Origin of the sequence: Streptomyces rishiriensis, from assembly GCF_030815485.1 — a bacterium.
GTDB classification, from domain to species: Bacteria; Actinomycetota; Actinomycetes; order Streptomycetales; family Streptomycetaceae; genus Streptomyces; species Streptomyces rishiriensis_A.
The window spans coordinates 2,107,214-2,132,516 of sequence record NZ_JAUSWV010000002.1; the positions used below are offsets into that span (position 1 = coordinate 2,107,214).

Sequence of the window (25,303 nt, forward strand, 5' to 3'; positions counted from 1 at the left end):
TCGCGCTCCGTGCGCTTCGCGTGCGTCGCACTTCGTGCGCTTCGTCCGGGTTAAGCGCTTTCTCCCTGCGCAGGGGTGGGCCCGGTCGTGCTGCTGTGGTTCAGCCCGCGTACGGGTCCGCGACCTTGCCCGGGCGGGCCAGGAACTCGAAGTCGCAGCCGGTGTCGGCCTGGGTGATCTGCTCGTTGTAGAGCGCGCCGTAGCCGCGCTCGTACCGGACGGGCGGCGGCGTCCACTGCGCCCGGCGCCGCTCCAGCTCCTCGTCGTCCACGTTGAGCCGGAGGGAGCGGGCCTCGACGTCGAGAGTGATCGAGTCCCCGGTGCGCACCAGGGCGAGCGGCCCTCCGACGTGCGACTCGGGCGCCACATGGAGAACGCACGCGCCGTAACTCGTCCCGCTCATCCGGGCGTCGGAGATCCGCACCATGTCCCGCACCCCCTGCTTGAGCAGGTGGTCGGGGATGGGCAGCATGCCGTACTCGGGCATGCCCGGACCGCCCTTGGGACCGGAGCCCCGCAGCACCAGGACGGTGTCGGCGGTGATTCCGAGTCCGGGGTCGTTGATGGTGCGCTGCATCGTCCGGTAGTCGTCGAAGACGACCGCGGGACCGGTGTGCCGGAGCAGGTGACGCTCGGCGGAGATGTGCTTGATGACGGCGCCGTCCGGGCAGAGGTTGCCGCGCAGGACGGCGACCCCGCCCTCGCTCGCGACCGGGTCGTCACGGCGGCGGATCACGTCGTCGTCGTGCACCCGGGCGTCGGCGAGTTGCTCGCGCAGCGTGTCGTACGAGACGGTCGGGCGGTCCAGATGGAGCAGGTCCGGGATCCGGGAGAGGAAGCCGGGGAGTCCGCCCGCGAAGTGGAAGTCCTCCATGAGGTACTTCTCGCCGCCCGGCCGCACGTTGGCGAGCACGGGCACGGTCCGGGCCACGCGGTCGAAGTCGTCGAGGGTCAGCTTGACGCCCGCGCGGCCGGCCATGGCGATGAGGTGGATCACGGCGTTCGTCGAACCACCGAGGCCGAGCACGGTCGTCACGGCGTCCTCGAACGCGTCCGCGGTGAGGATCTCGCTCAGCCTGCGGTCCCGGTGGACCAGTTCGACGATGCGCAGCCCCGCGGCGGCCGCCATCCGGTCGTGCCCGGAGTCCACGGCCGGGATGCTCGACGCGCCCGGAACCGTCACGCCCAGCGCCTCCGCGGCGGCCGTCAGCGTGGAGGCCGTACCCATCGTCATGCAGTGGCCGGGCGAGCGCGCGAGACCGCTCTCCAGTTCGGCCAGCTCGCAGTCGCCGATGAGGCCGGCCCGCTTGTCGTCCCAGTACTTCCACATGTCGGTGCCCGAGCCGAGGACCTCGTTGCGCCAGTGCCCCGGCAGCATGGGCCCGGCCGGGACGAAGACCGTCGGCAGGTCGACGCTGGCCGCGCCCATGAGCAGCGCGGGCGTCGTCTTGTCGCAGCCGCCCATCAGCACGGCCCCGTCGACGGGATAGGAGCGCAGCAGCTCCTCGGTCTCCATCGCGAGCAGGTTGCGGTAGAGCATCGGGGTCGGCTTCTGGAAGGTCTCGCTGAGTGTGGAGACCGGGAACTCCAGCGGGAATCCGCCGGCCTGCCACACGCCCCGCTTCACGGCCTGCGCGCGCTCGCGCAGGTGGACGTGGCAGGGGTTGATGTCCGACCAGGTGTTGAGGATCGCGATGACCGGCTTGCCGAGGTGCTCCTCGGGGAGGTAGCCCAGCTGGCGGGTGCGGGCGCGGTGACTGAAGGAGCGCAGGCCCTCGGCGCCGTACCACTGGTGGCTGCGGAGGTCCTCCGGGCGTTTGCGGGCTTGATCGTCGAAGCGCTTCATATGGACCATCCGGCGGCTATCGCGGCGACTTCGGCGCGCTCGTCCTCGGGCAGCGACCGACTCGGCGGGCGGACCTCGCGGCGGCACAGTCCGAGGGAGGCGAGGGCTTCCTTGACGACGGTGACGTTGTTCGCGGAGCCGTTGGCGGCGCGGAGCTCCTCGAAGCGCCTGATCTGTTCCCACACCTTCATCGCGGCCGGATAGTCCCCGGATCGAAGCGCTTCGATCATGTTCAGCGAAACGGCCGGGGCGACGTTCACCAGCCCGGAGGTGAATCCGGTGGCACCCGCGGAGAAGTAGGAGGGGGCGTACGGCTCGGCCAGGCCGGCCACCCAGACGAAGCGTTCCAGGCCGGCGTCGCGCGCGAAGGCGGCGAACCGGGACGCGTCCGGGACGGCGTACTTGACGCCGATGACGTTCGGGCAGGCGTCGGCGAGTTCGGCGAGCCGTTCACCGCGCAGCTGCGCGTTGCGGATGTACGGGACGACGCCCAGCTCGGGCACCGCCTCCGCGATCTCCCGGTGGTAGTCGACCCAGCCGCTCTGCGACACGTACGGGTGGACGGGCTGGTGGACCATCACCATCTGCGCGCCCAGGGCGCGGGCGTGCCGGGCGGAGGCGACGGCGGTCGGTACGTCGTGTCCGACGCCGACCAGGATCACCGCCCGCTCTCCGGCCACCTCGATGGTCGACTCCGTGACCAGGCGGCGCTCTTCGGGGGTCAGGGCGTAGAACTCGCCGGTGTTGCCGTTCGGGGTGAGGGTGGTGATCCCGCCGTCGAGCAACCGGCGCAGCAGGGCCCGGTGGGCATCGCCGTCGACGGAGCCGTCCTCGGCGAACGGGGTCACCGGGATGGCCACCACGTCGGCCAGGGCCGCACGCTGGGTCTCGAACGCCACGCTGCTCATTCCTGACCTTTCTCTGACCGGTGCCCTTCACGGGCCTCCTGGGCGGTCTCGGGGAACGCCCGGTGCACGAACGACGCGATGTGGGCGTGCAGGGCGCGGGCCGCTCCGTCGCAGTCACCGGCCAGCGCGAGCCGCAGGATCTCGCGGTGCTCGCCGGCCTCCCTTTCCCAGGAGGGCGAGGCGGCCCAGGCGACGGCGGAGACCAGGGCGGCCTGGTCGCGCACCTCGTCCAGCATCCGGCCGAGCAGCGGGTTGCCGCACGGCAGGTACAGGGCCCGGTGGAACTCGCGGTTGGCCAGCGACCGTTCGGCGGTGTCGGCCGCCTGGTCGGCCCTGGTCAGCGCCTCGCGGGCGGCGTCCAGGGAGGCGCCCCGGCGCACGGCCCGCCTGAGCGCCTCGGGCTCGAGGAGCAGGCGTACGTCGTAGACCTCGCGCGCCATGTCCGCGTCCACCATGCGCACCGTGACGCCCTTGTACTGGCTCATGACGACCAGTCCGGTGCCGGCCAGGGTCTTGAGCGCCTCGCGCACCGGGGTCTTGGAGACCCCGAACTGCGCGGCGAGCTCGGTTTCGACCAGAGCCTGGCCGGGCGTCAGCCGGCCGGTGAGGATGCGGCGTTTGATCTCTTCCAGCACGTACTGCGTGCGGGACGGGATCGGCGTGGGCACAGAGGTCATGCGCGCCTCTCGGGTGTCGCGTATCCGATCTCGGATCGCGTATCGCGTCTCATATATGACGTACGAAGTACGACGCGTTGAAGGTAGGAGCGCCCTCGTGTTTCGTCAATGCTTCTGACAAAGGAAGTTGAGGTTGCCGAAACGAGGCCACCGGGGCCACAGGGCCCGAGGAGGTCAGAAGGGGAGGGTCTCGCCCTCGCGAGCGGTGCGGGCGGGACCCCCGAAGGCGACGGCGGCCCGGGCGGTCGCGGCCTCCCGGGTCAGCGTGGGCCCGACGTGCGTGATGTACAGCTCGCGCACCCCTGCCCTGCGGGCGGCCTCGCCGGCGTCCTCGGGCGTGAGATGTACCTGTGGCTCCCGTTCGCCTTCGCGATGACTGTCGATGTCCGCCTCGCACAGGAACAGGTCGGCGCCGGAGGCGAGTTCGGTGAGCGCCTCGCACGGCCCGGTGTCGCCCGAGTACGCGAGGACGCTTCCCTGGCACTCGGCGCGCAGCCCGTACGCCTCGGTGTCGTGCGCCACCGCGCGCGAGCTGAGGCGCAGGTTCCAGTGCCGCACGGTGTGTCCGTCGAACAGCGCCCTGAAGTCGAAGACCCCGCTCAGGAACCGGACGTCGGGCCGACCGAAGAAGCCCGCGAGACGCCGGGCGCAGTCGAGCGGCGCGTAGACCGGGATCGGGGCCGGCGGGGTCATCCCGCCGTAGGCGAGGGCGTAGGCGGCGGCGAGGAGGTCCGCGCTGTGGTCGGCGTGGAGGTGGGAGATCCAGATCGCCGTGAGCCGGTCGGGATCCGTGTGCCGTTGCAACTCGGCGAACGTTCCGGGGCCCGCGTCCACCCACACCTCCGCCCCCGCGCCGCGCAGCAGATAGCCGGAGCAGGGGCGGCCCGGCCGCGGGTGCGGAGAGGCGGTGCCGAGGACGGTGAGGCTCAGGGGCATGGTGGGGAGCGTACGTCCCGGGCCCCCGGGACGCGCCGTGACGACGTTCGTCCACGGCGCCCCGTGGCGGCCGTCACGCCCCGGCCGCCGGGACGGCTAGCGTGTCCACCCCGGGTCACGTCCGCTCAGTCCGACCGCCCGGTCGAGCAGCGGGGCGTCGTCCGGGACGGGGACCACGGGTCCGAACACACCGCTCCCGGGCTCCCCCTGGGCCGCCGCGGCGGCGAGGAACGCGTGCGCGGCCGACAGCGCGGCCGGGTCGGGCGTGTACTCCTGCCCGGTGGCGCGGGCCAGGTCCCAGCCGTGGATCACCAGCTCGTCGGCGACGACGGCCCCCGCGACCGCGCCGGGCAGGTCCACGCCGCCCGCGCGGGTCAGGCCGGTCCAGGCGGCCGGCTCCCGCCAGGCGTCGGCGAGCTCGTCGAGCGCCTTGACGAGTTCCTCGCGCCAGCCGGGGCCGATGTCCGGTGCGGCGGCGTCCGGAGCGGTGTCGGTGGTGGGGCCCAGCTCCTTGCGGGCGGCGTCCCGGAAGGCGACGGACAGGCCGGTGAGGTGTCCGAGCATGTTGCGGACGGCGCACCCCGGGCAGGGTGTCCCGTCCGCGAGCTGCTCGTCGCGGACGCCCTCCGCGAGGCGCGCCACGATCAGGGTCTGCGGGCCGAGGTCGAAGGTGCTTGTCGTGTCGGTCATACGGGGTGGACCGGCGGCGGCCCGCGAACTCATCGGTGCCGGGTCCGGCGGCGGCTGCCGCTCAGGGATTCCGGTGGACCCTCGCGGGCAGGAGGCCTCGCCTAGGGCGATTGCCCGATGCCCGGGCGGCCGCCTCAGACCCAGGATGACCAGGTATGACGAAGAACTGGTCCGTGGCGCGGATCCTGCGGGACCGTGACGCGGCGCTCTGTCTGGCCGCGTCGTCGGTCTCCGGTTTCGGCACCTCGGCGCTCTGGCTGGCGTCCGGTGTGTGGGTCAAGGACCTCACCGGCTCGAACGGGCTCGCGGCGCTGTGCGTGCTCGCCCTGTGGGTGCCCACGCTGCTCGGTCCGCCGCTGGGCTCCCTCGCCGACCGCACCCGCCGACGCCGCCTGCTGGTGGCGCTCAACCTGGGCCCGGCGGCCCTGCTGCTCACCGTCCTCGCCGTCGACTCCCCCGACCGGGTGTGGCTGCTGTGGGCGGTGCTGTTCCTGTACGGCACCGCCGCGGTGGTGGCCGACGCGGCGGAGTCCGCGCTCGTCGCCGCCGCGGTCGCCCCGGAGTTGCTGGGCGACTTCAACGGGCTGCGCATGACGGCCACCGAGGGCATGAAACTGGTCGCCCCGCCGGCCGGCGCGGGCGTCTACGCGGCCTACGGCGGCCCCGCCGTGGCACTCCTGGACGCGGCCACCTTCGTGTGCGCGGCGGGGCTGTACGCGTGCTTGCGGGTCCGCGAGGAGCGGCCGGAGCCGGCCACCGCCCACTGGCGTGCGCGGACCGCCGAGGGCGCCCGCTTCCTGTGGGGCCACCCCGGGCTGCGCCCGCTGGTGGTGGCGGGCGGTGCGGCGCTGCTGCTCTCGGGCCTCGGCGGCCCGCTGGTCTACGCCGTCGTCGAGGGCCTCGGCCACTCCCCCGCCTTCACGGGCACGCTCTACGCCGTCCAGGGCGCCGGTTCGGTCCTGGTGGGGCTGGCCTCGGGGCCCGCGCTGCGGCGGCTGGGGGAACGCCGGTTCGCCGGGTACGGGATCGTCCTGACGGCCGTCGCGGTCGCCGCGCAGGCCGTCGCCTCGGACGCCGTCGCCCTGGTGTGCAGCGCGGCGATCGGGGTGGGGCTGCCCTGTGCGCTGATCGCCGCGCTGACCGCCGTACAGCGTGAGACGCCGGACGCGCTGCTCGGCCGGGTCACCGCGACGGCCGGCACCCTGATGTACGCGCCGACCGCCGTCGGTCTCGCGGCGGGCGCCGGCCTGGTCGCACTCGTGCCGTACCAGCCGCTCCTGGTGCTGCTGGCCCTGGCCCGGCTGGCGATCCTGCCGGTGCTGCGCGGCGCTCAGCGGGCGGCCAGCGCCTCCCGTACCGCCGCCAGGTCCTCGTCCGACGCCAATCCCGCGTGATAGAGGCGGAGTTCGGTCGCCCCGAGTTCGCGCGCCCGCGCCAGGTCGGCGGTGAGCGTCCCCGGGCTGCCGCCCATGCCGGAGACGACGCCGAAGTTGGCGGCGACGACCGTGCCCTCGCGGCGCTGTGCGGCGAAGGGGGCCAGCAGACCGGGCCCGCCCGCGCAGGGCACGACCACCCCGTCCGCGACGGACAGGATGTGCGCGGGATCGACGCCCGGGTTGGCGCCGACGTGGTACGCCACGGGGTCGGCGTGCAGCAGGACCTGGAAGCCGTCGGACGCGGCGTCCCGTACCGCCCGCACCGCCGTCTCCTGGAGCGTGCGGGCGGTCCCGTCGCGCCACGCGCGCGTGGCCGCCGCCGTCTCCTCCCCGAGCAGCTTCTCGATCTCCGCCCAGCCTCCCCCGCCGTCCGGCGCCCCCTGCCACAGCGGCTCCAGCGCCTCCCGTACGGCGACGGCGAGCACGTCGGCGTCCAGGCCCCGTTCGCCGTAGCCGGCCCGGCAGGCGGGACAGAAGCAGAGCGACATCAGGTACTGGCCGGCGTCCCCGAGGGTGACGCCGCCGGTCTTGTCGTGGGCGTGCAGGTGCTGGAGCCCGTACCAGCCGAGGGACTCCAGTTCGGTGCCGTCCGCACCGGGGCGTACGGCGGCCTCGGCGGCGAGGTCGACGAGGTACGCGCGCGTGGCGGGCTGGGCGATGCAGGGGGCCCACGGGTAGCGGTCGCCGTAGGCGTTGACCACCGAGGTGTCCGGGTGCTCGGCGCCGAGGCGGGAGTTGTGCGCGAGGACCACCCAGGTGTGCACGGCGAGCCCGGCCGCGGCGAGCGCTTCGGCGGCCTCGCCGTAGGCGTCGCCCGGGGCCCAGTCACCGGCCGGGTAGGGGCGCAGGGCGCGGCCCTTCCAGCGGCCGCCGGCCGGATCCGTCGGGTACAGCACGGCCGCGTGCTCGGCGGTGACGATGCGGTGGCGGGGGTGGCGCGGCGTGAGGGCGCGGGTGGAGTGGTAGGCGGCGGCGAGCGTCACCTGTTCCACGCCGAGCGCGGCGATCCGGGCCGCCGCCCCGGGATCGCCCACGACGTCCCAGGGATAGACGAATGTCGACGCCTTCACTCAGTCGTCCTCCTCCAGCAGCGCGTAGCCGCGGTCGATCACCTGGGCCAGCTGCTTGATGTGATCCTCGCTCGGTTCGTGCAGCGGCGGGCGCACTTCGCCCACGTCGAGGCCGCGCAGCCGGACCCCGGCCTTGACGAGGGAGACGGCGTAACCGCGGCCCCGGGCCCGCAGCTCGACGAACGGCCGGTAGAAACCGTCGAGGAGGCGGTGGGCGGTGGCGTCGTCGCCGGTGGTCAGGGCCCGGTGGAAGGCGAGCGCGATCTCCGGGGCGAAGCAGAACACCGCCGAGGAGTAGAGGGTGACGCCGAGGGCCCGGTAGGCGAGCTGGGTCTGCTCGGCGGTCGGCAGACCGTTGAAGTACAGGAAGTCGCCGGGGGCCTCGGTACGGACGGCGCTGACGGTCCGCTGCAACAGGTCGAGGTCGCCGAGGCCGTCCTTGAGGCCGATGATCCCCTCGGTACGGGCGAGTTCGACGACGGTCCCGGGGGTGAAGACGGCGTTGTCGCGCTGGTAGACGACGACCGGCAGGGCGGTCGCGGCCGCCACCTCCCGGTAGTGCCGCAGCAGGCCCTCCTGGGCGGCCACGACGAGGTAGGGCGGCATCGCGAGCAGGCCGTCCGCCCCGGCCGACTCGGCCAGCCGTGCGTAGCGCACGGCGAGCGCGGTCCCGTAGCCGGCGCCCGCGACGACGGGCACCCGCCCGGCGGTCTCGGTCACGGCGGCCCGCACACAGGCCTCGAACTCCTCCGGGGCCAGCGCGTGGAACTCCCCGGTCCCGCAGGCCGCGAAGACGGCGGCGGCCCCCGCCTCGACGCCGCGGCGGACATGCTCGCGGTAGGTGTCGAGGTCGAGCGAGCCGTCGAAGCCGAAGGCGGTGACGGGGAAGAACAGCGGTCCGCTGGGGACGCGGAGGCGGTCGGCGAGCGGGGCTGACGTCACGGGCTCTCCCGGGTCCATAACGGGTCCATCTTCTTGGCAGTCCATATTCTTGAGCGGCGTCCATATTCCTGAACAGGCTCACGCTAAAGTGCCCGATCGAGCCGGGTCAAGCGTGCCCACCCCGAAGACACCAGCAGTTTTGTCTCTCCTGCGGGACACTTGACGGGTGCCGCCACCGCTCCTTAGCGTGTCCATGCATGTGAACTGTGGCCACACATGCATCCACCCTCCCCGTGATCCAAGGAGACCCGAGGATGCCCGCTCCGCGCACCGTCCTGCTCACCGGCGCCGCCGGCGGCCTCGGCACCCTGATGCGGGAGCTGCTGCCCGCCCACGGCTACGAGCTGCGCCTGCTCGACGTGCGCCCGATCGACGACGCGCCGCAGGCGATCGTCGCGGACCTGGCCGACAGGGACGCGGTCCGGGAGGCCGTGCGGGGCGTCGACGCGATCATCCACCTCGCGGGCATCTCGCTGGAAGCCCCCTTCGAGAAGATCCTCGGCGCGAACATCACGGGCACGTACAACCTGTACGAGGCGGCCCGCGAAGAGGGCGTGCAGCGCGTCGTCTTCGCCTCCTCCAACCACGCGGTGGGCTTCACCCCCCGCCCTCCGGCCGACGCGTCGCCCGACGAGGGCGGACTGATCCCGATCGACACCCCGCGCCGCCCGGACACCTTCTACGGCCTGTCCAAGTCCTTCGGCGAGGATCTCGCCCAGCTCTACTGGGACAAGCACGGCCTGGAGAGCGTGTCGGTGCGCATCGGCTCCTGCTTCGCCGAGCCCACCAGCGTGCGGATGCTGTCGCTGTGGATGAGCCCGGCCGACGGCGCCCGTCTCTTCCACGCGGCCCTGACCGCGGAGAACGTCGGCCACACCGTCGTCTACGGCTCGTCCGCCAACACCCGCCTGTGGTGGGACCTCGGCACCGCGCGGGCGCTCGGCTACGAGCCCCAGGACGACTCCGAGCCGTACGCCGAGAAGCTGATCGCCGAACAGGGCGAGCTGGACCCGGAGAACATCGCCCACGCCTACCTGGGCGGCCACTTCGTCAGCGACCCCCCGATCTGGCCGTACTGACCCGAGAGCGGACCTCGTGGACGGCGGGCGGGCACCGAACGGGCCCGCCCGCCGCCGTATCCGGGCACGTGCCCTGCCCGATCCCACCCGCCTCCCGGCCGCCCCGCAGGTCCGAGCCGGACAGGCCGCGCGGGAAACGGGCCCACCCGGGCAGTATCGGGCCCGCAACAGGCCTGGTCAGTGCCGCGCACCCGCTGTAGAACTTCCCCCATGGACCCCACCGGGCCCGAACGGGCAGGACAGCGGGAGAGCGAGGTGACGACATGACCCCCAGGACGGCGGAGGAGCGCCAGCGCGAGATCGTGCGGGCCGCGCGCGCCACCGGCGCGGTCGACGTGACCACGCTCGCCACCGAACTGGGCGTGGCCAGGGAGACCGTACGGCGGGATCTGCGCGCGCTGGAAAACCACGGCCTGGTGCGCCGTACGCACGGCGGCGCCTATCCCGTGGAGAGCGCCGGCTTCGAGACGACGCTGGCCTTCCGCGCCACCAGCCATGTGCCCGAGAAGCGCCGGATCGCCGCCGCGGCGGCCGGGCTGCTCGGGGACGCCGAGACGGTCTTCGTCGACGAGGGCTTCACCCCGCAGCTCATCGCCGAGGCGCTGCCCAGGGACCGCCCGCTGACCGTGGTCACCGCCTCCCTCCCGGTCGCGGGCGCGCTCGCCGAGACCGAGAACATGTCCGTGCTGCTGCTCGGCGGCCGGGTCCGCTCCGGCACCCTGGCCACCGTCGACCACTGGACGACGAGGATGCTGGCCGGCTTCGTCGTCGACCTCGCCTACATCGGCGCCAACGGCATCTCCCGCGAACACGGCCTGACCACCCCGGACCCGGCGGTCGGCGAGGTCAAGGCGCAGGCCGTGCGGGCGGCCCGGCGGGTGGTCTTCACGGGCGTGCACTCCAAGTTCGGGGCGGTCGGCTTCTGCCGGTTCGCCGAGGTGGGCGCGCTGGAGGCGATCGTGACGAGCACGCTGCTGCCGACGGCCGAGGCCCACCGCTACTCACTGCTGGGCCCTCAGGTCATCCGGGTCTGAACCCCCTGACCACCCGTCCCGAGGGCACTGCCACGCCTCGGGACGCCCGATACATCCCTCTATGTCCAGGAGCGATCCATGCGCACCCAGAGCCGACGGAGGCCGCGAGCCACGCTCGCCGCGGTCGCCGCAGGGACGCTGCTCGCCCCGTTGCTCTCCGGCTGCTGGGCCGGAGCCGGCGGGGCGGGTTCCGGCGGTGACTCCCTCAACGTCCTCATGGTCAACAACCCCCAGATGGCCGAGCTGCAGAAGCTCACCGCCGACCACTTCACCAAGGAGACCGGCATCAAGGTGAGTTTCACCCTGCTGCCGGAGAACGACGTCCGCGACAAGATCAGCCAGGACTTCGCCAACCAGGCGGGCCAGTACGACGTGGCGACCCTGTCGAACTACGAGATACCGATCTACGCCCGCAACGGCTGGCTGCACGCGATGGACTCGTACGTGGCGGCGGACCCCGCCTATGACGAGCAGGACGTCCTGGCACCGATGCGCGAGTCCCTCACCGGGGACGACGGAAAACTCTACGGCCAGCCCTTCTACGGCGAGTCCTCCTTCCTGATGTACCGCAAGGACGTGTTCGCGGCGAAGGGGCTGACGATGCCCGCCCGCCCCACCTGGCAGCAGGTGGCCGACCTCGCGGCCGAGACGGACGGCGCCGAGCCCGGCATGAAGGGCATCTGCCTGCGCGGACTGCCCGGCTGGGGCGAGGTGATGGCGCCCCTGACGACCGTCGTGAACACCTTCGGCGGCACCTGGTTCGACCAGGACTGGAAGGCACAGCTCGATGCGCCCGCCTTCGAGAAGGCGACGAAGTTCTACGTCGACCTCGTCCGCGACCACGGCGAGTCCGGAGCCGCCCAGTCCGGCTTCGCCGAGTGCCTCAACAACATGACCCAGGGCAAGGTCGCCATGTGGTACGACGCCACCTCCGCGGCCGGGTCCCTGGAGGCGGCGAAGTCCCCGGTCAAGGGCAAGATGGGCTACGCGCCCGCGCCTGTCGAGGAGACGGAGTCCTCCGGCTGGCTCTACACCTGGGCCTGGGGCATCCAGAAGGCCTCCCGCAACGCCGACAAGGCCTGGAAGTTCGTCTCCTGGGCGTCGGGCAAGCAGTACGAGCAGCTGGTCGGCGAGGAGATCGGCTGGTCGAACGTGCCGGCCGGCAAGCGCGCGTCGACCTACGAGAACGCGGCCTACCGCGAACAGGCCTCCGCCTTCCAGGACATGACGAAGCAGGCCATCGAAGCGGCCAAGCCCAACGACCCGGGTACGCAGCCGCGGCCCGCGCCCGGCATCCAGTTCGTCGGCATCCCCGAGTTCACCGACCTCGGCACCAAGGTCTCCCAGGAGATCAGCGCGGCCATCGCCGGACGCCAGTCCGTCGAGTCGGCCCTGAAGAAGTCCCAGCAGCTCGCCGAGCGGATCTCCGAGGAGTACGAGGGACGATGACCGCGACGACGACGGCCCCCGTGGCCGCACCTCCCGTACGCACCCCGCACGGGCCGAACGCCCGGCTGCGCGCCTGGGCGACCCGGGCCCCGCTGCTCCCCGCCCTGGTCTTCATGATCGTGGTCACCCAACTCCCGTTCGTGGCCACGGTGGTGATCTCCTTCTTCGACTGGAACGCGCTGTACCCCGGGGCCCGCCGCTTCACCGGGCTCGACAACTACCACCAGGTCCTGACCGACGCCGACCTGCGCCACTCGGTGTGGACGACCGTCCTGCTGACGGCGACCGTGGTGCTGGCCAGCCTGGTGCTGGGACTGGGCCTGGCCCTGCTCCTGGACCGCCGGTTCCGGGGCCGGGGCGTGGTCCGCACGCTGCTGATCGCACCCTTCCTTGTGGTGCCGGTGGCGGCGGCCCTGCTCTGGAAGCACGTCCTCTACAACCCCGAATACGGCCTGCTCAACGGTTTGTTGCACTACGTGGGCGGCCCTCAGCCGGACTGGATCTCCGACACTCCGCTGCTCGCCGTGGAGGCCTCCCTGGTCTGGCAGTGGACGCCGTTCATGATGCTGATCCTGCTGGCCGGCCTGCAGAGCCGGGACCAGCAGCAGATCGAGGCGGCACGGGTGGACGGCGCGGGCGACTGGCAGATCTTCCGCCATCTGACCCTCCCCCACCTGCGCCGCTACCTGGAACTGGGCGCCCTGCTCGGCTCGATCTACATCGTGCAGAACTTCGACGCGGTCTTCACCATCACCTCGGGAGGCCTCGGCACGGCGAACCTCCCCTACACCGTCTACCAGAGCTTCTACCAGGCCCATGAGAACGGCCTCGCCTCGGCCGCCGGCGTCCTGGTCGTCATCGGCTCGATCGTCATCGCGACCTTCGCCCTGCGGGTCGTCTCGTCCCTGTTCCGCGAGGAGGTGTCCCGCGCATGAACGTCGTACGCAGAGGCGGCCTCGGGCTGTTGGCCTGGGTGACCGGAATCGTGTTCTTCCTGCCCGTCGCCTGGATGGCCCTGACGTCCTTCCACTCCGAGCAGGACGCGGCCACCAACCCCCCGTCCTTCACCGCCGCCCTCACCCTCGACGGCTACCGCGAGTTCTTCGGCACCGGAGGCGGCGCGAGCCCCTGGCCGGCGCTGGCCAACTCGGTGGTGGCGTCCCTCGCGTCGACCCTGTTCGTCCTGCTCCTCGCCCTCCCGGCGGCCTACGCGCTGTCGATCCGGCCGGTGAAGAAGTGGACCGACGTCCTGTTCTTCTTCCTGTCCACCAAGATGCTGCCGGTGGTGGCGGGCCTGCTGCCGATCTACCTGTTCGCGAAGAACGCGGGGATGCTGGACAACATCTGGCTGCTGGTCATCCTCTACACCTCCATGAACCTGCCGATCGCGGTGTGGATGATGCAGTCGTTCCTCGCCGAGGTCCCGGTGGCGATCATCGAGGCCGCGCGGGTGGACGGGGCACGGCTGCCGACGATCCTCGCGCGCGTGGTCGCCCCGATCGCCCTGCCCGGCATCGCGGCGACGGCCCTGATCTGCTTCATCTTCAGCTGGAACGAGCTGCTGTTCGCGCGGGTGCTCACCGGCGTGGTCGCGGAGACCGCCCCCGTCTTCCTGACCGGCTTCATCACCAGCCAGGGCCTGTTCCTGGCGAAGGTGTGCGCCGCGTCGCTGGTCATCTCCCTGCCGGTGCTCGCCGCGGGGTTCGCCGCCCAGGACAAACTGGTCCAGGGGCTGTCCTTGGGAGCCGTGAAATGAAGGCCGCCGTCATCGAGTCCGTGGGCCGCGCCGTCGTCACCGAGGTCCCCGACCCGACGCCAGGGCCGCGCGAGGTGGTCGTGGAGGTCGCCGCCTGCGGTCTGTGCGGCACCGATCTGCACATCCTCCAGGGCGAGTTCGCGCCGAAGCTGCCCATCGTGCCGGGGCACGAGTTCGCGGGCGCGGTCGTGGGGGTCGGCACGCAGGTCACGGAGGTGTCGGTGGGCGACCGGGTGGCGGTGGACCCCTCGCTGTACTGCCACGAGTGCCGGTACTGCCGTACCGGCCACAACAACCTCTGCGAACGCTGGGCCGCGATCGGCGTCACCACGGCGGGGGGCGCGGCCCAGTACGCGGTGGCGCCGGTGGCGAACTGCGTCCGGCTGCCCGAGCACATCCGCACCCAGGACGCGGCCCTCGTCGAGCCCCTGTCGTGCGCGGTACGCGGTTACGACGTGCTCCGCTCGCGGCTGGGCGCGCACGTACTGATCTACGGCTCCGGGACGATGGGGCTGATGATGCTGGAGCTGGCCAAGCGCACCGGTGCGGCGAGCGTGGACGTGGTGGACCTGAATCCGGCACGGCTGGAGACGGCGCGCCGGCTGGGCGTCTCGGGGACGGCGGCGAACGCGGACGAGCTGGAGCGGCCGAGCGGCTGGGACCTGGTGGTGGACGCCACCGGCAACGCGGCCGCGATCCAGGACGGCCTGGGCCGGGTGGCGAAGGCGGGGACCTTCCTCCAGTTCGGCGTCGCCGACTACGCGACGCGGGTCACCATCGACCCGTACCGGATCTACAACCAGGAGATCACCATCACCGGCTCGATGGCCGTCCTGCACAGCTTCGAACGGGCCGCCGAGCTGTTCGCGAACGGGGTGCTGGACCCGGAGGTCTTCATCAGCGACCGGATGCCGCTGGAGGAGTACCCGCGCGCGCTGGAACAGTTCGCGGCGGGCGTCGGCCGCAAGATCGTCGTGGTCCCGTAGGCCCGTTTCTCCGCGATATGCCTAATGATGTCCCTGCCCGGACCCGTTCGGGTCCGGGTAAGGGAACGGCAAAGTGGTCTCGCTCGTTCACCCGGCATGACAGCTATGACCCCCGGCTCGAACATCCCTCTCCCCACCGCGCGCGTCACGGTGGACGTCGCCGCTCCGGTGCGGCTCGACGTTTCGGGCCTGCTGCTCACCGCCGACGGCAAGGTGCGCTCCGACGACGACTTCATCTTCTACAACCAGCCGAACGGCCCCGGCGTGACCTACCGCTCCGGCGGCGGTGCGGCACCCGACGCGATCATCGTCGACACGGCCGCGGTCCCCCCGGGCATCGAGAAGATCGTCGTCACCGCCAGCCCGGACGCCGCGGGGCAGACGTTCCAGGGCGTCGAGCCGACGGCCACGATCCGCGGCGCGGACGACAACAGCGTGCTGGCCACGTTCACGCCCCCGCAGCTCGGCTCGGAGACAGCTCTGGTCGTCGTGGAGATCTATCTCCGCAACGGCGTCTGGAAGGCCCGCGCGGTCGGCCAGGGCTACGCGAACGGCCTGGCCGGCATCGCCACCGACTTCGGGGTGACGGTGGAGGAACCGGTACCCGCCGCCCCGCCCCGGCAGGTCGCCGCGCCGCCCGCGCCGCAGTCCCCGGTGACCCCGGCGGCCCCGCCGATGCCCCCGGCACCGCCCGCCGCGGCACCCGCGGCCACGGGGAAGATCAACCTGGACAAGGGCCGGGTCAGCCTCCAGAAGAACCAGACCGTCTCTCTCGTCAAGGGCGGCCGGCCGCTGCTCTCGCAGGTGAAGATGGGCCTGGGCTGGGAGCCGGCGTTCCGCGGCAAGGACATCGACCTGGACGCCTCGGTCATCGCCTACGGGCCCCAGCGCAACCACATCGACAGCTGCTATTTCGGCAAGCTCGACATCGTGAACGGCGCGATCAAGCACTCCGGTGACAACCTCACCGGCGAGGGCGGCGGTGACGACGAGGTGATCGTCGTCGACCTCGGCCGTCTCCCGCAGGAGGTGACCGGGCTGGTCTTCACGGTGAACTCCTTCTCCGGCCAGAAGTTCACCGAGGTCGCCAAGGCCTACTGCCGTCTCCTGGACGCCTCGACCGGCGAGGAGCTCGTCCGCTTCGACCTCACCGGCGCCGAAGCGCAGACGGGCGTGCTGATGGCCAAGCTGATCAAGCAGTTCTCCGGCGAGTGGGAGATGACGGCCATGGGCGACTTCGTCAAGGCCCGCACCGTACGGAACATGGTGAAGCCGGGCGCCCAGGCCCTGTAGCCACGCCCGGGCCGGCCCCGGCCCGCCGACCGCTCAGCCACGGGCGCCCGCCACCACGGGGGCGCCCGCTGCCGTCAGCCACTGCTCCCTTGTCCGCTGCCGTCAGCCACTGCCGGCGCCCGCCACCGTGCGGGGCGCCGTCACCGTGCGAGCCGCCGTGACCGTGCAGGCCGCCGCCACCGTGCGGGCCGCAGCCACCGTCCGGGCCGCCGTCAGCGTGCGGGCCGTAGCCCCTCCGTCAGCAGCGACACATACCGGCGGATGGCGGTGCGGTCGCCCTTCGCCAGCTCCGACGCCGTCGCCACCCCGTGCGCGAGGCGCAGTACGTCGATCGGCTCGATGTCCGCCCGCAGGGTTCCCTCCCGCTGCGCCGCCTCCACCAGCCGGGCCGCCGCCTCCTTCATGTTCGCGCCGCAGGCGGTGACCGCCGCCGCGCTGTCCGTGACGGCGGAGCCCAGCAGGGCCTTCATCCCGCGGACCTGGATCGTGCCGACACACAGCTCGTTGAGCCACTCCACCAGCGCCACGCCCGGCGGGAGTTCCCCGCCGAGCTCGTCGGCCCGCACGGCGAGCGCCTCGATCCGGTCGAGGTAGGCCGCCTCCAGCAGTGCCTGACGCGTCGGGAAATGCCGGTACAGCGTGCCGGATCCGACGCCCGCCCGCTTGGCGATGTCGTCCAGGGAGGCACCCTCCCCATGCTCGGCGAAGGCCTCCGCCGCCACCTTCAGCAAGCGCTCGTAGTTGCGGCGAGCGTCCGCACGCATGGGCCTGACCTGCGTCATCCAGTTACTCCTCGCGAACCGGGGACTCTCTCCGCATTCTGGCAGACTCTCGCAGGAGACGGCCCCCGCTCGGTGTGCTCGTCCCTGCGGGTCCACGACCAGCGTCTTCTCGTGCTGCCCGCATGTTCCACCACTTCACGCGGGGACACCAGACAGGGAGCCGCCCCCGCTCCACAGGGGCAGGCGCGGGACTCCGGTCCCGGGCGGCCGGGACCCGCCGTCCGGACAGGTCCTCAGAACAGCGCGCTGTACGCGTTCAGCGCGGGCTGCCCGCCCAGGTGCGCGTACAGCACGGTGGAGTCGCGGCCGATCTCGCCGCGCCCGACCAGGTCGACGAGCCCGGCCATCGACTTCCCCTCGTAGACCGGGTCGGTGACCATGCCCTCGGTCCGCGCGGCGAGCCGCATCGCCTCCAGGGTCGTCTCGTCCGGGACGCCGTAGACGCCGGCGTGGTACCGCTCGTCCAGCTCGACATCCTCGACGGTCAACTGACGTCCCAGCCCGATGAGCCGGCCGGTGCGGTGCGCGATGCGGGCGATCTGCTCACGGGTCTCGGTGGGCTTGGCCGAGGCGTCGATCCCGATGACGCGCCGGGACCGTCCGCCCGCCTCCTCCAGCGCGGCGAACCCGGCGACCATGCCGGCCTGGGTCGACCCGGTCACCGAGCAGACGATCACGGTGTCGAAGAAGACGCCCGAATCCCGTTCCTGCTCGGCGACTTCGTACGCCCATCCGGCGAAGCCCAGCCCGCCGAGCGGGTGGTCGGAGGCCCCGGCCGGGATGGCGTAGGGCTTCCCGCCCGACTCCTCGACCTGCCTGAGCGCCAGCTCCCAGCTCTCCTTGAAGCCGATCCCGAACCCCGCCCGCACCAGGCGCACATCGGCCCCGGCCAGTCGGCTGATCAGGATGTTGCCGACCTTGTCGTACACGGAGTCGGGCCACTCCACCCAGCTCTCCTGCACCAGCACGCACTTCAGTCCGGCGCGGGCGGCGACCGCCGCGACCTGACGGGTGTGGTTGGACTGCACCCCGCCGATCGACACGAGCGTGTCGCAGCCCTGCGCGAGCGCGTCGGCGACCAGGTACTCCAGCTTGCGGGTCTTGTTCCCGCCGTACGCGATCCCGGAGTTGCAGTCCTCCCGCTTCGCCCAGAGGGCGGCTCCGCCGAGGTGAGCGGTCAGCCGTTCCATCGGGTGCAGCGGGGAGGGACCGAAGAGGAGGGGATAACGCGCGTACGAGGACAAGGACATGAGGCCTCCTGGTGCAACGGGTCGCCCGGAACGAAGGATCGATCGGTCACTCGGTCACTCGGTCATTCGGTCACTCGGTCATGTGGTCACTCGGTCCATTCGGCCGCCAGGCCGCTCGGCCGAGCGCTCACTCCGGCACCAGGTCGTCGGAGTCGGCGAGGTCCGCGAGGGTGCGCCAGATCTCCGCCGTGACGTGGACCGCCCGGTCCACGTCACCGTCGGCGCAGGCCTCGATCAGCCGGCCGTGCAGTCCGGCCGAACGACAGGTGCCGCCCTCGCCGAAGCGCCGTCGCTCCAACCGCCGGATGAGGGGGGTGTAGCGGGCGATGGTCGCGGCCGCCGCTCGGTTGCCGGCGGCCCGGACGAGGACGTCGTGCAGCGCGTCGTCGGCGCGCAGGGCGGCGTCCACGTCCCCCGCGCGTACGGCGGCGGCGAACCGCTCGTTGGCCGCGCGCATCCCCTCGACGTCCGCCGCGAACAGCCGGGGCACCGCCACCCGGGTGACCAGCTCGTGCATCGCGCCGACCACGGCCGCCGCGTCCCGTACGTCGGCGGTCACGACCGAGGTCACCCGTGTGTAGCTCTGCGGCTTGCTCTCCAGCAGCCCCTCGTCGACCAGCCGGGCGAACGCCTCCCGCACCGGCGCCCGCGACAGCCCGAGCCGCTCGGCGAGATCGGCGTCGCGCACCACCGCGCCCGGGGCGATGTCCCCGGCCACGATGGCGTCCCGGATCGCCGCGTAGGCGCGGTCCCTGAGCAGAGTGCGTGGCACAGCCTCCATGAACTGACATGTTAGATATCAGTTCCTTCGGCAGCAAGGCTTCCGACGCATCCGGGAGGGTGAACGACCGATCGCGCACCCGGCGGTCCATGGGACGGACAAGCGATGCCCGCGAGAGAATCCTCGGCGCCCACGGTCACTGGTAGGAACAGCCTCCTACCGCGTCGCCCGGACGTAACATGGCGGACGTGGAGCTGCGCCAGCTGCGGTACTTCGTCGCGGTCGCCGAGGAACTGAACTTCGGGCGGGCCGCCGCGCGGCTCCTGATCGCCGGTCCTTCCCTGTCCCAGCAGATCAAGGCACTCGAACGCGACCTCGGCGTGAGGCTCTTCGACCGGGACCGCCGGTCGGTCTCGCTCACCCCGGCCGGCGCCGACCTGCTCCCGCACACGCGCGCCCTGCTGGAACGCGCCGACGACCTCCGTGGCCGCGCCCGTCGGCTGTCCGGCTCGCAGGCGGTACGCCTCGGCTACGTCAACTGGCTTCCGGCGGACCTGACCCGGCGCACCGCCGCGGTGGCCCAGGTGCATGTCGACGCGTGGGTCGCGCCCTCGCACACCCAGGCCGCCCGGGTCGCCGACGGCAGCCTCGACCTCGCCGTGTGCTGGATACGGAACGAGGACGTGAAGCGGCAGGGACTGCGGGCCCGGCTCCTCGGCGCCGACCGGCTGTACGCCGTCGCCAGGAGCACCGACACGGACACCGAGACACCGGACACGGACACGGACACGGACGAACTGTCCGCCGTACGCGCCGTGACCGCCGGGGACACCGATGTCCTCATCGACGACGACGTCACCTCCTGGGCGTCCTGGAACGCGTACGCCGAAGAGCTGACGGGGGCCACCGGCGCCCGCGCGGTGCGCATCCGCGACGGTGCCGTGACCGGTCCCGCCTTCTTCGACCACGTCCGCCGCTGCCGCCGTCCCGTCCTCAACTCGCCCAAGGGGCAGACGACCGCGCTGCCGTCCGACCTGGTGCGCCGTGAGGTCGTCGCGCCGAAGGTGTACTGGACCTGGTCCCTGGTGCGGCGCGAGACCGACGAGCGGGCCGGGGTCCTGGCTGTCGTCGACGCGCTCTGCGACGGCGTCGCCGCCGACGGCCTCGGCATCCACGCCCCGGACGCCTGGCTGCCCGCCGACGACCCGTACGCGCTCCCCCGCTGAGCTGCGCTGGGAGTCTGTTCCTCCCAGACGAGAGGAAACAGGTCCCGGCGAGGACCCTTCCGGCCTTTGACGTCGCCCGGTGACCGTCCTACCTTTCAGATAGTCGACCGGTTGGCTAGTAACCGGTCATCGCATCCCTTCGGAGAAGGTCACCATGAGCGTTCAGCACCAGAAGGTCGCCGTCGTCACCGGGGCGTCGCAGGGCATCGGCGCCGGGCTGGTCGACGCCTACCGCAAGCTCGGATACGCCGTCGTCGCCACCTCCCGCACCATCGCCCCCTCCACCGATCTCGATCTCGTCACCGTCCAGGGCGACATCGCCGACCCCGCCACCGCCGAACGCGTCGTCGCGGCGGGAATGGAACGGTTCGGCAGGATCGACACCCTGGTCAACAACGCGGGCGTGTTCGTCGCGAAGCCCTTCACCGACTACACCCCGGACGACTACGCCACCGTGACCGGCGTGAACCTGGCCGGGTTCTTCCACCTCACCCGGCTCGCCGTCGAGCGGATGCTGGCCCAGGGCGGCGGACACATAGTCAACATCACCACCAGCCTGGTCGACAACGCCGACGCCAAGGTGCCCTCGGTGCTGGCCTCGCTGACGAAGGGCGGTCTCCAGTCCGCCACCAAGTCGCTCGCCATCGAGTACGCCAGCCGGGGCATCCGGGCCAACGCCGTATCGCCGGGCACCATCAAGACGCCGATGCACGCCGAGGAGACGCACGACTTCCTCGCCGCCCTGCACCCGGTCGGCCGGATGGGCGAGCAGAGCGACATCGTCGACGCGGTCGTCTACCTGGAGAACGCCCCCTTCGTCACCGGCGAGATCCTCCACGTCGACGGCGGCATGAGCGCCGGCCACTGACCGGCGGACAGGAGCACAGTGATGAGCAGCGGTACGACGGACGACGAAGCGATCCTGCGTGGCGTCCTGGACCGGTGGAAGGCCGCGGTCGACGCGCACGAACCCGACCGGGTCGCCGCCCTCTTCACCGAGGACGCGATCTTCCAGGGCCTGCACCCCTACAGCACGGGGAGGCCGGGAGTCGCGGACTACTACGACTCCCAGCCCCTCGGCATGACGGCCGACTACCGGTTCCTCGAGACCAGACGCCTCGCCGACGACCTCGTTCTCGGCTATCTGGACGTGGAGTTCTCGTTCACCGACCGGCCCACGATCGCCGTGTACCTCGGTGTTCTGCTGAGGCGCGAGGACGGGGAGTGGCACATCGGCCACTACCAGGTCTCACGGCTCGGCTAGCCGTCACCGGCTCTCAGGCCGCCCACGGCCAGCGGGTGTCGTCGGCGGCCTCGAGCAGCGGCACCATCCGGAAGGCGGCGTCCGACAGCCCGCCGAAGGTGTGCCGGTTCCCCTTGCCCGAGGGGCCGTGGCCGACGCGGTGGCCGGCCAGGTTCCAGGTGTAGACCGGCACGTCGGCCGGGACCTGACCGGTCGGGTCGCCGTGCCGGCTCGCGGCATACTGCTCGTCGGTGACGATCAGCACCCGGTCGTGGTCGCGGTAGTGCCGGCGCACGGCCTCGGTGGTGTCCGTACCACCGAGGTCTCCGAAGCGCTCCAGAATCTTCAGCATCGACTCCTCCTCACGGAACGTGATCGTGTTGCTGCTGGTGCCGAACTCGACGAGGTCGGCGTCGGCCGCCCGCAGTGCGAGCGCCGTCCCGAAGATCGCCGCCGCGTCGGCCCGGTTGAGCTCGGAACGGTCCGACAGCCGGGCGTAGAACATCGAACCGGACCGGTCGACGAGCACCAGCGTCCGGCCGGGCAGCGCGGGCACGTTGGCCAGCGAGTGACCGAGCGCCCGCTCCAGCGGGTAGGCCCAGCGCAGCGACGGCGCGTGCTGGTAGGCGGCGAGGTACCGGAAGGGGAACTGCCGCGAGCGCGCGACCTCCGCCGGGTCGCTGATCTTCGCCGCCACCTGCGCGGCGACCTCGTCGGAGACCCCGGCCTCGTCGAAGTTGCGCAGGTTCCGCGTCAGAGCCATCGCCCCCATCGTCGGAATGACCGCCTCCCAGGCCGCCTTGTCCATCGGCCCCTGGAGCCAGCCCGCCAGCGCCTCCCAGGTCATGCCCGCCTCGGCGAGGCGCCGCGCGCCGCCCGCTCCGGTCACGACCCTGCGCCTCTTGGCGGGCCGCAGCGCCATCAGGTCGCGGTGCGCGACGAGCACGGGCAGCGACTTGGGCACCACGGCCGTGTCGGGGTTGTGCCGGCGGTCGAGGGCGTACTGGAACAGCTCGCCCTGCCACGGCTTGGCCGGGTCCGGCGCGGCGTGCACCAGGTTGAGGATGTCGCCGAAGCGGTAGCCCTTCGAGGCCGTGTCGTACTTCAGCAGCGACTTGCCGTTGTAGAGCCGCCGTACGGCGTCGGCGACGCCGCGCTTGACGGGCTTGGGGATGTTGCGGCCGTACGTCTCCGTCCAGTACGCGAGCAGCTCGCCCGGCTCGTCGGGACGCCGCAGCACGGAGTCCACGACCTGCCGGTTCGAGGGACCGTCGGTGGCGCCCGCCGTCAGACGGGCGTGCACGTACTCGGCGGCGCCCACGATCGCGGCGGTGCGGATGTTGCCCTCGCCGCGCAGCCAGCCGAGCAGACCGGCCGTCCAGGCCGGGTCGCTGACGGCGAGCTCACGCACGAGCCCGGCGAAACGGTCGTCGCGGGCGGCGCCGGACTCGTAGAACGTCTGCTGGGAGACGAAGTCGGCGATCGCCAGCAGGAACAGCTCGGAGCGGGCGTCCCGCTCATGGCCTCGGCCGCCCTGGTGGGTACGGAGCCTCCGGCCCGTGGTGGTCACGGGCGAGACGGGCGGCGGTTTACGGGCACGGACATTGAAGCGCGCCATGGTGAATTCCCCCGAATTCGTTGTTCATTCAGTCGTCCATCGGGAGAGGCGCAGCAAAAGGAAGGTGCCCGAGATCAGGGGTCGGCGACGGACTTAGCCAGATGCTCTACCGACTGAGCTACACCGGCCTGAAGCCGATGACGGGACTCGAACCCGCGACCGTCCGATCCAATGAAGTAACCGCTGCCTGCGCACCGGGCACCCACCACGTGCTGCGCCTCCCGAGATAAAGTCGGCGGCGGCCTGGAATTCTGTTGCAAAGAAGGAGCCGCAGCCTGCGCACCGGGAGGTGCTGTGAAATTGTGGTGTCCAGAGATCGAAGCCGGCGGAACCGACAAGGTGCTCTAACCCCTGAGCTACACCGGCGCGTTGTGCCGGTGGCGGGACTCGAACCCGCGGCCGCCCCATTATCAGTGGAAGTAGGTCCTGCCTTCGCACCTGGACGTGCACCACTTTAGGAGTGCGGCCGCGGATCGAGCGAGTGAATTAATTACGGCTGGGCACTCACCGCTTCTGCCGCTTCCACGGACCCGTGATCGCCAGCAGGATGCCCGGGGTCTGGATGTTGGCGAAAAGGGTGTGCCCGTCGGGCGAGAAGGTGACGCCGGTGAACTCGCTGTATTCCGGCTCGTCCGCGGTGCCGATGTTCAGTTCGTTGCGGGCGATGGGGTAGGTGCGGCCGCTGTCGGTGGCGCCGAACAGGTGCTGGACGCCCTCACCGTCCTCGGCGATGACGAGACCGCCGTACGGGGAGACGGTGATGTTGTCGGGGCCGTCGAAGGCGCCGTCGGCGGACGGGTCGGGGTTCACGCCGAGCAGCACCTTCAGGGTCAGGGTGCGGCGCTGCGGGTCGTAGAACCAGACGGCGCCGTCGTGCTGGACCGGGCTCTCGCCACGGGCGTAGGAGGAGACGATGTAGGTGCCGCCGTCACCCCACCACATGCCCTCCAGCTTGCGGGCGCGGGTGACCTGGCCGTCGGTGAACTGCTTGCGGACGGAGACCGACCTGGCGTCACGGTCCGGCACGTCGATCCAGTCGACGCCGTAGACGGTGCCGATCTTCGTCGCCCGGGAGAGGTCGTCGACGAACTTGCCGCCGGAGTCGAAGCACTTGAAGGCCTGGAGGACGCCGGCGTCGTCGGCGAGCGTGCGCAGCTTGCCGCGCCCGTGGCGGAAGCCGGCCGGCGGGGTCCAGCGGAAGAGCAGGCCGTTCGGACCCGAGGCGTCCTCGGTGAGGTAGGCGTGCCCGCGCTTGGGGTCGATGACCACCGCCTCGTGGGCGTACCGGCCGAACGCCTTGATCGGCTTGGGGTCGCGGTTGGCGCGGCGGTCCTCGGGGTCGACCTCGAAGATGTAGCCGTGGTCCTTGGTCATGCCGTTCTGGCCGGCCTTGTCCTCGGTCTCCTCGCCGGTGAGCCAGGTGTCCCAAGGCGTGGTGCCGCCCGCGCAGTTGGTGGAGGTGCCGGCGATGCCGACCCACTCGGCGACATGGCCGCCGGGGCGCACCTCGACGACCGTGCAGCCGCCGGCCGCCGCCGGGTCGTACACGAGTCCCTCGGTGAGCGGCACCGGGTACGGCCAGCTCGCGCGCGGGCCCTTCAGCTCGTGGTTGTTGACGAGCAGGGTCGCGCCGCGCGGGCCGCAGAAGGTGGCGGTGCCGTCGTGGTTGGACGGGGTGATCTCCCCGGACTCCAGCTTGGTCCTGCCGCTGTAGGTGATGACGCGGTACTTGAAGCCTGCGGGCAGCGCGAGGATGCCGTCGGGGTCGGGCAGCAACGGCCCGTAGCCGACCCCGTGGTGTCCGGTCGCCGACGCATCCTTCGCCTCCGCGGTGTCCGCCGTGGACGCGGTCTCCGTGGACGCGAGGGCGTTGGGCGCGGTGGCGAGGGCGCCTACGCTGCCCGCCAGTGCGACGCCGGCACCGGTGATCGCGGATTGTCTGGCGAAGTCCCTGCGGGTGAGCGACATGGTGTCTCCTGTGACGCGGTGAAGGTGCCGTGGAGGGTGGCTGACCTCGGTTCGGCGTCACCGTCCCGCCCACGCCTGAACAGGGGTTGAACGGAGGGCGACTTCAGGGGACCCGCTTCCATGAATCCGTAAGGATCAGGCCACGGGAGCCGAAAGAGCCCCGCGCGGCGGGGGCCTCACCGGCCCCGACCCGGCACCTGGACCCACGCCCCGGGACCCCTCCACTCCGAGCCAGGCGGCCCGACTCGTCCCGCCCGACTCACCGGCCCCGACTCATCCGCCCTGAGTCCTCCGCTCCAAGCCCTCCGGCCCGGCTCATCCCGCCCGGCTGTCCCGCCCGGCTCACCGGCCCTGGCTCACGGCCCTGAGTCCTCGACTCCGAGCCCTCCCGCC

At 71.9% G+C, this 25,303-nt stretch carries 23 protein-coding genes and 1 tRNA gene; 11 read left to right on the forward strand and 13 right to left on the reverse strand.

Annotation, left to right across the window (positions count from 1 at the left end):
• Positions 1-100: 100 nt before the first annotated feature.
• The 5 genes from araD to QF030_RS11880 all read right to left on the reverse strand — a co-directional run bounded on the left by araD (position 101) and on the right by QF030_RS11880 (position 5,057).
• A complete protein-coding gene (araD, locus tag QF030_RS11860) occupies positions 101-1,846 on the reverse strand; it encodes an L-arabinonate dehydratase (RefSeq protein ID WP_307162619.1) in 1,746 nt (581 codons plus the stop codon).
• Positions 1,843-2,754: a dihydrodipicolinate synthase family protein gene (locus QF030_RS11865; RefSeq protein WP_307162620.1), complete on the reverse strand. Its 912-nt coding sequence runs from the start codon at positions 2,752-2,754 to the stop codon at positions 1,843-1,845. The genes araD and QF030_RS11865 overlap by 4 nt, the downstream gene beginning before the upstream one ends.
• Complete coding sequence (locus QF030_RS11870; protein WP_307162622.1) at positions 2,751-3,431, reverse strand: GntR family transcriptional regulator; 681 nt, start codon at positions 3,429-3,431, stop codon at positions 2,751-2,753. Before QF030_RS11870 ends, QF030_RS11865 begins: the two co-directional genes overlap by 4 nt.
• Positions 3,432-3,605: 174 nt before the next feature.
• The gene (locus QF030_RS11875) at positions 3,606-4,367 is read right to left on the reverse strand and encodes an MBL fold metallo-hydrolase (RefSeq protein ID WP_307162623.1); all 762 of its coding nucleotides are present in this window, start codon (positions 4,365-4,367) and stop codon (positions 3,606-3,608) included.
• A gap of 96 nt (positions 4,368-4,463) precedes the next feature.
• The gene (locus QF030_RS11880; protein WP_307162624.1) at positions 4,464-5,057 is read right to left on the reverse strand and encodes a TIGR03086 family metal-binding protein; all 594 of its coding nucleotides are present in this window, start codon (positions 5,055-5,057) and stop codon (positions 4,464-4,466) included.
• Positions 5,058-5,212: 155 nt separating this feature from the next.
• On the opposite strand from QF030_RS11880, the gene QF030_RS11885 reads away from it, so the two are divergent.
• Entirely contained in the window at positions 5,213-6,451 is a 1,239-nt protein-coding gene (locus tag QF030_RS11885) for an MFS transporter (RefSeq protein WP_307162625.1), read from the forward strand.
• On the opposite strand, the gene QF030_RS11890 is transcribed toward QF030_RS11885, so the two are convergent.
• Both QF030_RS11890 and QF030_RS11895 read right to left on the reverse strand, forming a co-directional pair.
• The gene (locus QF030_RS11890; protein WP_307162626.1) at positions 6,388-7,563 is read right to left on the reverse strand and encodes a hypothetical protein; all 1,176 of its coding nucleotides are present in this window, start codon (positions 7,561-7,563) and stop codon (positions 6,388-6,390) included. The two genes, QF030_RS11885 and QF030_RS11890, sit on opposite strands and share 64 nt — an antisense overlap.
• Complete coding sequence (locus QF030_RS11895; protein ID WP_307162627.1) at positions 7,564-8,523, reverse strand: 5-dehydro-4-deoxyglucarate dehydratase; 960 nt, start codon at positions 8,521-8,523, stop codon at positions 7,564-7,566. It lies immediately after the preceding gene.
• A gap of 236 nt (positions 8,524-8,759) precedes the next feature.
• On the opposite strand from QF030_RS11895, the gene QF030_RS11900 reads away from it, so the two are divergent.
• The 7 genes from QF030_RS11900 to QF030_RS11930 all read left to right on the forward strand — a co-directional run bounded on the left by QF030_RS11900 (position 8,760) and on the right by QF030_RS11930 (position 16,102).
• Positions 8,760-9,584, forward strand: a complete 825-nt coding sequence (locus tag QF030_RS11900) for an NAD-dependent epimerase/dehydratase family protein (protein WP_307162628.1) — start codon at positions 8,760-8,762, stop codon at positions 9,582-9,584.
• Positions 9,585-9,847: 263 nt separating this feature from the next.
• Entirely contained in the window at positions 9,848-10,618 is a 771-nt protein-coding gene (locus QF030_RS11905) for a DeoR/GlpR family DNA-binding transcription regulator (protein WP_307162629.1), read from the forward strand.
• Positions 10,619-10,696: 78 nt separating this feature from the next.
• Entirely contained in the window at positions 10,697-12,067 is a 1,371-nt protein-coding gene (locus tag QF030_RS11910; RefSeq protein ID WP_307162630.1) for an ABC transporter substrate-binding protein, read from the forward strand.
• Entirely contained in the window at positions 12,064-13,002 is a 939-nt protein-coding gene (locus tag QF030_RS11915; RefSeq protein ID WP_307162631.1) for a carbohydrate ABC transporter permease, read from the forward strand. Before QF030_RS11910 ends, QF030_RS11915 begins: the two co-directional genes overlap by 4 nt.
• The gene (locus QF030_RS11920; RefSeq protein ID WP_307162632.1) at positions 12,999-13,823 is read left to right on the forward strand and encodes a carbohydrate ABC transporter permease; all 825 of its coding nucleotides are present in this window, start codon (positions 12,999-13,001) and stop codon (positions 13,821-13,823) included. Before QF030_RS11915 ends, QF030_RS11920 begins: the two co-directional genes overlap by 4 nt.
• Positions 13,820-14,809: a zinc-dependent alcohol dehydrogenase family protein gene (locus tag QF030_RS11925; RefSeq protein WP_307162633.1), complete on the forward strand. Its 990-nt coding sequence runs from the start codon at positions 13,820-13,822 to the stop codon at positions 14,807-14,809. Before QF030_RS11920 ends, QF030_RS11925 begins: the two co-directional genes overlap by 4 nt.
• Positions 14,810-14,914: 105 nt before the next feature.
• The gene (locus tag QF030_RS11930) at positions 14,915-16,102 is read left to right on the forward strand and encodes a TerD family protein (RefSeq protein ID WP_307167542.1); all 1,188 of its coding nucleotides are present in this window, start codon (positions 14,915-14,917) and stop codon (positions 16,100-16,102) included.
• A gap of 212 nt (positions 16,103-16,314) precedes the next feature.
• Here the strand turns inward: QF030_RS11930 and QF030_RS11935 are convergent, their stop codons facing one another.
• The 3 genes from QF030_RS11935 to QF030_RS11945 all read right to left on the reverse strand — a co-directional run bounded on the left by QF030_RS11935 (position 16,315) and on the right by QF030_RS11945 (position 18,915).
• On the reverse strand, positions 16,315-16,884 hold the full coding sequence (locus tag QF030_RS11935) for a TetR/AcrR family transcriptional regulator (protein WP_307162634.1): 570 nt from the start codon (positions 16,882-16,884) through the stop codon (positions 16,315-16,317).
• A gap of 233 nt (positions 16,885-17,117) precedes the next feature.
• Positions 17,118-18,134 carry a 1-aminocyclopropane-1-carboxylate deaminase gene (locus QF030_RS11940; RefSeq protein WP_307162635.1) on the reverse strand — a complete coding sequence of 339 codons (1,017 nt, stop codon included), beginning with the start codon at positions 18,132-18,134 and terminating at the stop codon, positions 17,118-17,120.
• A 127-nt stretch (positions 18,135-18,261) separates the two neighbouring features.
• On the reverse strand, positions 18,262-18,915 hold the full coding sequence (locus tag QF030_RS11945; RefSeq protein WP_307162636.1) for a GntR family transcriptional regulator: 654 nt from the start codon (positions 18,913-18,915) through the stop codon (positions 18,262-18,264).
• 179 nt (positions 18,916-19,094) lie between these two features.
• On the opposite strand from QF030_RS11945, the gene QF030_RS11950 reads away from it, so the two are divergent.
• From QF030_RS11950 to QF030_RS11960, 3 genes are all read left to right on the forward strand, one after another.
• Positions 19,095-20,081, forward strand: coding sequence for a LysR family transcriptional regulator (locus tag QF030_RS11950; RefSeq protein ID WP_307162637.1), 987 nt, complete (start codon positions 19,095-19,097; stop codon positions 20,079-20,081).
• A 154-nt stretch (positions 20,082-20,235) separates the two neighbouring features.
• Positions 20,236-20,949: an SDR family NAD(P)-dependent oxidoreductase gene (locus tag QF030_RS11955; RefSeq protein ID WP_307162638.1), complete on the forward strand. Its 714-nt coding sequence runs from the start codon at positions 20,236-20,238 to the stop codon at positions 20,947-20,949.
• 21 nt (positions 20,950-20,970) lie between these two features.
• A complete protein-coding gene (locus tag QF030_RS11960) occupies positions 20,971-21,345 on the forward strand; it encodes a YybH family protein (RefSeq protein WP_307162639.1) in 375 nt (124 codons plus the stop codon).
• Positions 21,346-21,358: 13 nt separating this feature from the next.
• Here the strand turns inward: QF030_RS11960 and QF030_RS11965 are convergent, their stop codons facing one another.
• The 3 genes from QF030_RS11965 to QF030_RS11975 form a co-directional block, all read right to left on the reverse strand.
• Complete coding sequence (locus tag QF030_RS11965; RefSeq protein ID WP_307162640.1) at positions 21,359-22,942, reverse strand: TROVE domain-containing protein; 1,584 nt, start codon at positions 22,940-22,942, stop codon at positions 21,359-21,361.
• Positions 22,943-23,317: 375 nt separating this feature from the next.
• A tRNA-Ile gene (locus tag QF030_RS11970) sits at positions 23,318-23,387 on the reverse strand.
• A 59-nt stretch (positions 23,388-23,446) separates the two neighbouring features.
• Positions 23,447-24,910 (reverse strand): alkaline phosphatase PhoX, encoded by a 1,464-nt coding sequence (locus QF030_RS11975; protein ID WP_307162641.1) that lies wholly within the window; start codon positions 24,908-24,910, stop codon positions 23,447-23,449.
• Between the last annotated feature and the right edge of the window lie 393 nt (positions 24,911-25,303).